A 6,502-nucleotide genomic window follows, 5' to 3' on the forward strand; every position below is an offset into this window, starting at 1 on the left:
CCGTTGCCGAGAGCAGCCGAACGGTGTGACGAGGTCGACACCGGCACCGTCACGCCGAATCCGCGGCATGCGACGCCGTCAGGCACCGAGATGCAGCAAGACGCCAGCCGTGGACGTCTCACCGCGATCGCGTCAGGCTCTGGACTGCCAGGAGGGCCCCGACGATGAGAAGCGATGTGATGATCGCGGTGACGAAGAGTCCCAGCTGTTCGGACGTCTCGCTGATGTGCGTGGTGAGCCCGACGGACGCCATCACGAGCACGGTGGTGACGACGAGAGCGACACTTCCCGACAGCGGCTGAGCATCGCTCCAAGGAACGAGGGCTCCGGCCAGTGCCGCAGCACTGAAGAGCAGCGCACCACGGAGGGCCATCCCCGAGAGGTCATCGACGCGGATGAGCCCGAGCCAGAGCGCTCCGCCAGCGAGTACGGTCCAGACGATGCAAGCAGCAGCCACGTGCGTGATCGCGGCGGGCGCGACCCACCACCGTCGATCCTTTCCGAGGGGTGGCCCGATCCAACCCGTCGGGAGTGCCCTCCCCGGCGCGAACATGATGAGGGCGAATCCCGCGGCTGGCGTGGCCGCAGCGATCGCGCTGCGCAAGGACTCCGGCAGGGAAGACGGGAACACCCACGCGACGGCGGCCATGAAGACCGTGGCGCCTCCTACCGTGAGGAGGGTCTGGGGCGCCCGGATCAGCATCAGGAGATGGGCCGCCAGGACGCCGGATGCCCCGCCGACGAATCTCGAGGTCGGAAGCAGGGCTCGCCCCGGAGGAGAAGCTTTCACGTCGGGCAGGCGGCTGGCTGCCCAGACGACGACCACAGCTGTCGCAGCAACGGTCCCGAGCAACACCCAGGCGAGAGGATCCCCCGGCACGACAGCGACATCTGCGGTGAGACCTGCGAGCGTCGGGACGGCAGCGGCTCCAGTTGACGCTGGAGAGAGCACCCCGGGGCCGAAGATCAGCAGCGCGGCGCTGATGGCGACCGCTCCGCTGACCGCTGAGGCGATCGCGCCGGGCATCCGCAACAGCCGCCGGCAGGCGCCCGTGACGACCTGGAGGGTGGTCTGCGCAATCGCCACGACCACTGACATGCAGACGAACAACGAGATCAGGAACCGAGCTGACTGGGCGACGTCGAGGATGTGGAGTGCCAACAGCATCGCTGGCATGCTCAGCGCGAGCGAGCCGAAGGCCGCAAGGCCCGCGGCGGGGATCGCGGTGCCGATCGACCGCGCACTCCTGGTCACGGGCAACGAGCAAAGGAGATGATCGAAGGACGAGCGGGCAGGCGTAGCGAGTCCGAGGATCACGGTTACCAGCGCTGTGCTCAGGAGCGAACCGGAGGTGGCAGTCTCGACCATGAGCCGGGCGATGCCGTCCGGGACCTGCTGCGTCAGTGTGGAGACCGTGGCGAGGCCAAGCGCTGTACCGAGCGCCATCGCACTCACACAGATCGCCGCAACACCTGTCAGCACCCAACGACGGCTGATGTCGAATGCACCGGCGAGTTCCGCGATCCAGATCAGACTCGTCGTGCGCGCGACCGTCTTGATCTGCTTCACCGATCACGCCGTCGACGCTGGCCGGTGAGCACGTAGATGGCCGCAGTCCCGAAGACCACGAGCGCCAAGCCGAGCCCGTTGGGGCTGAACTCGATCGAGGGAAGGCCGTTCTCCTCGCCCACCGTGGCAGAGAAGACCAGCGGGACCGCAGAGGGCGAACCGGTCGTCGCCGAGATCGTGATCGTCGCGACGATCAGGAGGAATGCGACTGCGACACCGAGCACGAAGCCGACCGTCGTTCTCACGATTGTTCTCATGTCATTCCGTTCATCGTGGGGCGAAGAGCGCGTGTAGCCGGATGTCGCGAGCCGAACGCGCTGATGCTCGCTGGGTCTTCTCCGAGAAGCAGCGTCCGAGGGACCCGTGTTCCAGGACGATCTCCCGAGTGCTCCCGTGCACCACCGTTTCGCCCGCGTGGAGCATGGTGATCTGATCGCAGTGCGCTTCCGCGCGCAACAAGTCGTGCGTCGCCATCAGCACCGCGCCGCCCTGCCCGGTGAAGAGCTCGATGCAGCTCCGCAGCACTTCGCTGGTGTCCGGATCGAGGCCTCGGAAGGGTTCGTCGAGGATCAGCAGGGAAGGTCTGTGCATGAGGGCACAGATCAGCTGGACCTTCCGCTTCATACCGTGCGAGTAGGAGGACATCGGTTTGTCCAGTGCGCTCCGCACGTCGAGCACGTGCGCGAACTCCAGCGCGCGAGCTGCGTCGTCTCGTCGGCGGAGCGAATCGTGCAGTCCCAGGTACTCACGACCGGTGAGGGCCAGCGGCAACGGGAGATCATCGGGAGCGAGACCGAACCGCGAGCGGGCTGCGGCCCGGGTCACAGGGATCCCCTCGTGGAGGACGACCCCGTGGTCCGGATCGATGATCCCCGTCATCACGTGGAGGGCGGTGCTCTTGCCCGAACCGTTGGAGCCGAGGAGCCCGTGGACCTGACCCGCGTGCACGGAGATCGAGAACGTGCTCAGTGCCACGCGGCCGCTGAACGCCTTCGTGACCATGCTCGCTTCCAACACGGGGTTCACGGACCCCTCGGTGGCGTTCACTTGCGGCAGTAGGCCTTCCACGTGCCTCCGGCGCTGAAGCTCGGCATGTCCATCGCGGGGTACATGCCCTTGTTCTGGCAGGTGATCCACCACGCGGTGACCAAGCCGACCGCGAGGATCAATGCGATCGCGATGAGCACCAGCACGACCACTCGATCCTGCTTGAGCGCGAGCCGCTGGTGCGCGGCATCGATGCTGCCGAGGAGAGCGGACTGTGACTGGACTGCTCCCGTGAGCACGAGGTTCGACATGAACCACCCCTTTCATTCGCGCCGACCGTAGCATCTGAGACTTCACATGTGAAGACCTCCGTGATGGCTGCAACTAAGCTCTCCGAGCAGCCACTGACGAAGGGGAACGCATGCAGATCCGCACCGACGGGCAGGTCCTGCTCAGCCCGAGCGACCTGAGCACGTGGGCGACCTGCGAGTGGGCGTTCCTCCGCCGCCTCGACGCCAAGCTCGGTCGTGGCGGACCCCTGCCCGACGAGCACGACGACATGCTCGAGCGCACCGCCCGCCTGGGGGACCAGCACGAGCTCAACCACCTGGAAGTCCTCAAGCGGTCACACGACGTCGTCGCGTTCGAGCGCCCCGCCCCGCCCGACTACGCGACCGCCGCAGCCGCGGCACGCCGGGCGTTCCAGGACGGCGCCGAGGTCCTGTACCAGCCGACGTTCTTCGAGCCGCCGACGCCCGGGCGCCCGGGGTTCATCGGCTTCGCGGACTTCATCCTCCGCAACGAGGCCGGCGAGTACGAGGTCCACGACACCAAGCTCGCTCGGCACGCCAAGATCAGCGCCCTGCTCCAGCTCGCCGCCTACGCGGAGCGGATGCAGGCGCACGGCATCCCGACCGGCCGCCAGGTGCACCTCGTGCTGGGCGACCGGACGACCACCACGCACGACCTCGGCGACATCGCCCCGGTGTACCGCACGCAGCGCGCCGAGCTGGAGCGGGTCATCGCCGAGCGCCTCGACGCCGACGACGAACTCCGCTGGGGCGACCCCCGCTACTCCAGCTGCGGCCGCTGCGCGATCTGCCAGACCCAGGTGCAGCAGCACCGCGACCTGGTCCTCGTCGCCGGGATGCGGCTGGACCAGCGGACGAAGCTGATCCGGCAGGGGGTGCGGACGATCGACGACCTGGCGGACCGCACCGCGGCCGTGCCGGGCATGTCGCGGTCGACGCAGGACCGGCTGGTGCGGCAGGCGCGCCTCCAGACCGAGACCGAAGCCGGACAGGACGCGCAGCGCCGGGCCGGGCAGCCGACGAAGCCGCGCTTCGAGGTCCTCGACGCCCGCGCGCTCGACGCGATCCCCGCACCGGACCCGGGCGACGTGTTCTTCGACTTCGAGGGCGACCCCCTGCACACCGAGGACGGCGTGCACTGGGGTCTCGACTACCTGTTCGGCCTGGTCGACGACCGTGCCGAGTTCACCGCGTTCTGGGCGCACACGATCCGCGACGAGCGGCAGGCGCTCGTGGACTTCCTGGCGTTCATCGCCGAGCGGCGCGAGCAGTACCCGGACATGCACGTCTACCACTACGCGGCGTACGAGCGGACGCACCTGCTGTCCCTCGCCGCGCGGCACGGAGTGGGCGAGGACGCGGTCGACGACCTGCTCCGCGCTGGCGTGCTCGTCGACCTGTACCCGGTCGTGCGCAAGGCCCTCGTGGTCGGCAGCCACAGCTACTCGATCAAGAAGCTCGAGCCGCTCTACATGGGCGACGACCTGCGGTTGAGCGACGTCACGAACGCCGCCGACAGCATCACCGCCTACGTCGAGGCCATCGAGGAGCGCCGGAACGGGGACCCCGCCGAGGGGCAGCGGATGCTCGACCAGGTCGCCGACTACAACGCGTACGACTGCCGCTCCACGCTGCGGCTGCGCGACTGGCTGCTGTCGCTGCGCCCTCCCCGCGCCGAGGAACCGGTCGACGAGACGCTCCTGCCCCCGATCCCCGTCGAGCGCGAGCCGAACCCGGTGTCCACCGCGCTCGCCGCCGAGATCGCGGACGTCGACCCCCTCGACCGCGACGCCGACCAGACGGCCCTGGCGCTCGCTGCAGCAGCCATCGACTACCACCGCCGCGAGGCGAAGACGTTCTGGCAGGACCACTTCGACCGGCTCCGGAACCCGGTGGACGACTGGGCGGACACCCGGGACGTCCTCGTCGTCGAGCGCGCGTCGGTCGAGCGCGACTGGGGCACGCTGCCGCGTGCCCGCGCGCAGTCGCGAGAAATCCGGTTGTCGGGGACGCTCGCGCCCGGTTCGCGGATCCGGCCGGGAGGCACGCCCCACCTCGTCTACGACGACCCGCTCCCGGCGTCGGTCACCTCCCCGGGCCCAGGTTCGAAGGGCGCGTCGGCTCGCGCGGTCGTGCTGGACGCGTGGGACGACGGCGACGCGTTCGAGGTACTGGTCAAGGAGAGCCTGCCGGTCGGCGGGGGAGCGCCGCACGACGCGTTCCCGGTCGCCCTCGCCCCCGCGGCTCCGCCCCGCGCGAAGCCGCAGCCCGAGGCGATCGCCGAGTGGGGACAGGAGGTGCTCGACGCGTTGCCGTCGATGCTGCCCGACCCGGCCCTCGACCTGCTCCGCCGGGTCCCGCCGCGAGGGGCGCTCGCACCCGTGGTCGGCGACGACACGGTGGGCGCCGTCGTCACGACGTTGCTCGGGCTCGACCGGTCGTACCTGGCGATCCAGGGACCTCCCGGTACCGGGAAGACGTACGTCGGATCGAACGTCGTCGCCCGGCTCGTCCGCGAGTACGGCTGGCGCGTCGGGGTCGTCGGCCAGTCCCACGCCACGTCGGAGAACTTCCTGTCCGCGGTGGTCCGGGCCGGGGTGCCGAGCGACCGCGTGGTGAAGGTCCCGAAGTCCGGTGCCACCGAGGACGACCTCGAAGCCGCCGCCTGGACGCCCGTCAAGAACAACGCCGCCGTCGCCGCGTTCCTGTCCTCGTGCGCCGAGACCGGCACCGGGGGCGTCGTCGGTGGGACGGCGTGGACCTTCGCGAACGAGGGCACGATCCCACGGCGCTCCCTCGACCTGCTCGTCGTCGACGAGGCCGGACAGTTCTCCCTCGCCCCGACCATCGCGTCGTCGATCGCCGCCACTCGCCTGCTCCTGCTCGGCGACCCGCAGCAGCTGCCGCAGGTGTCGCAGGGCTCGCACCCGGAGCCGGTCGACCAGTCGGCGCTCGGCTGGTTGGCCGACGGTGAGCACGTGCTGCCCGCCGAGTTCGGCTACTTCCTCGCGCGCACCCGCCGCATGGAGCCGGCGCTGACCGCGGCCGTCTCGGGTCTGTCGTACGACGGGCAACTCGCGTCGATGGTGTCCGGCCGGCACCTGGACGGGCTCGAGCCTGGCGTCCACGCGGTGCCGGTGCTGCACAGCGGCAACACGACGTCCTCCGTCGAGGAGGCCGAGCGCGTCGTCGGCCTCGCCCGGGATGCCGTCGGACGCTCGTGGACCGACGACGACGGGATCACCCGGGACCTGACCGACGAGGACGTCATCGTCGTCGCGCCCTACAACGCCCAGGGAGCGGTGATCCGTGCGGCCCTCGACGCGGCCGGGCTCCGCGGAACGCAGGTCGGCACGGTCGACATGTTCCAGGGTCGCGAGGCCGTCGTCTCGATCACGTCGCTCGCGGCGTCGAGCGCGGCGGACATCCCGCGCGGGCTCGACTTCCTGCTCATGCCGAACCGGTTGAACGTGGCGTTGTCGCGGGCGAAGTGGGCGGCGTACCTCGTGTACTCGCCGGCGCTCACCACGGGGTTGCCGCCGTCGATCGCGGGGCTGTCGCTGCTGTCCCGGTTCATCGAACTCGTCGAGCCGTCGCGGCCGGACCAGGATGCCGCCGGGGCCGGGGCCGGGGC

At 69.9% G+C, this 6,502-nt stretch carries 5 protein-coding genes; 1 reads left to right on the plus strand and 4 read right to left on the minus strand.

Going from position 1 to position 6,502, the window contains the following annotated elements:
- Positions 1 to 118: 118 nt before the first annotated feature.
- Genes BEP24_RS09410 through BEP24_RS17570 form a run of 4 tightly spaced genes read right to left on the minus strand, consistent with a single transcriptional unit; the run spans position 119 to position 2,868 of the window.
- A complete protein-coding gene (locus tag BEP24_RS09410; protein WP_065962685.1) occupies positions 119 to 1,570 on the minus strand; it encodes a hypothetical protein in 1,452 nt (483 codons plus the stop codon).
- Complete coding sequence (locus BEP24_RS09415) at positions 1,567 to 1,815, minus strand: hypothetical protein (protein WP_141693413.1); 249 nt, start codon at positions 1,813 to 1,815, stop codon at positions 1,567 to 1,569. The genes BEP24_RS09410 and BEP24_RS09415 overlap by 4 nt, the downstream gene beginning before the upstream one ends.
- A 22-nt stretch (positions 1,816 to 1,837) precedes the next feature.
- Positions 1,838 to 2,572, minus strand: a complete 735-nt coding sequence (locus BEP24_RS09420; RefSeq protein ID WP_171898783.1) for an ABC transporter ATP-binding protein — start codon at positions 2,570 to 2,572, stop codon at positions 1,838 to 1,840.
- Positions 2,573 to 2,613: 41 nt separating this feature from the next.
- A complete protein-coding gene (locus BEP24_RS17570; RefSeq protein ID WP_065962691.1) occupies positions 2,614 to 2,868 on the minus strand; it encodes a hypothetical protein in 255 nt (84 codons plus the stop codon).
- 110 nt (positions 2,869 to 2,978) lie between these two features.
- Between BEP24_RS17570 and BEP24_RS09430 the strand changes: the two genes are divergently transcribed.
- Positions 2,979 to 6,502: TM0106 family RecB-like putative nuclease (locus BEP24_RS09430; RefSeq protein ID WP_065962692.1), on the plus strand; the 3,524-nt coding region annotated here is incomplete at its 3' end.

Origin of the sequence: Curtobacterium sp. UCD-KPL2560, assembly GCF_001705035.1 — a bacterium.
In the GTDB taxonomy this organism is placed as follows: domain Bacteria; phylum Actinomycetota; class Actinomycetes; order Actinomycetales; family Microbacteriaceae; genus Curtobacterium.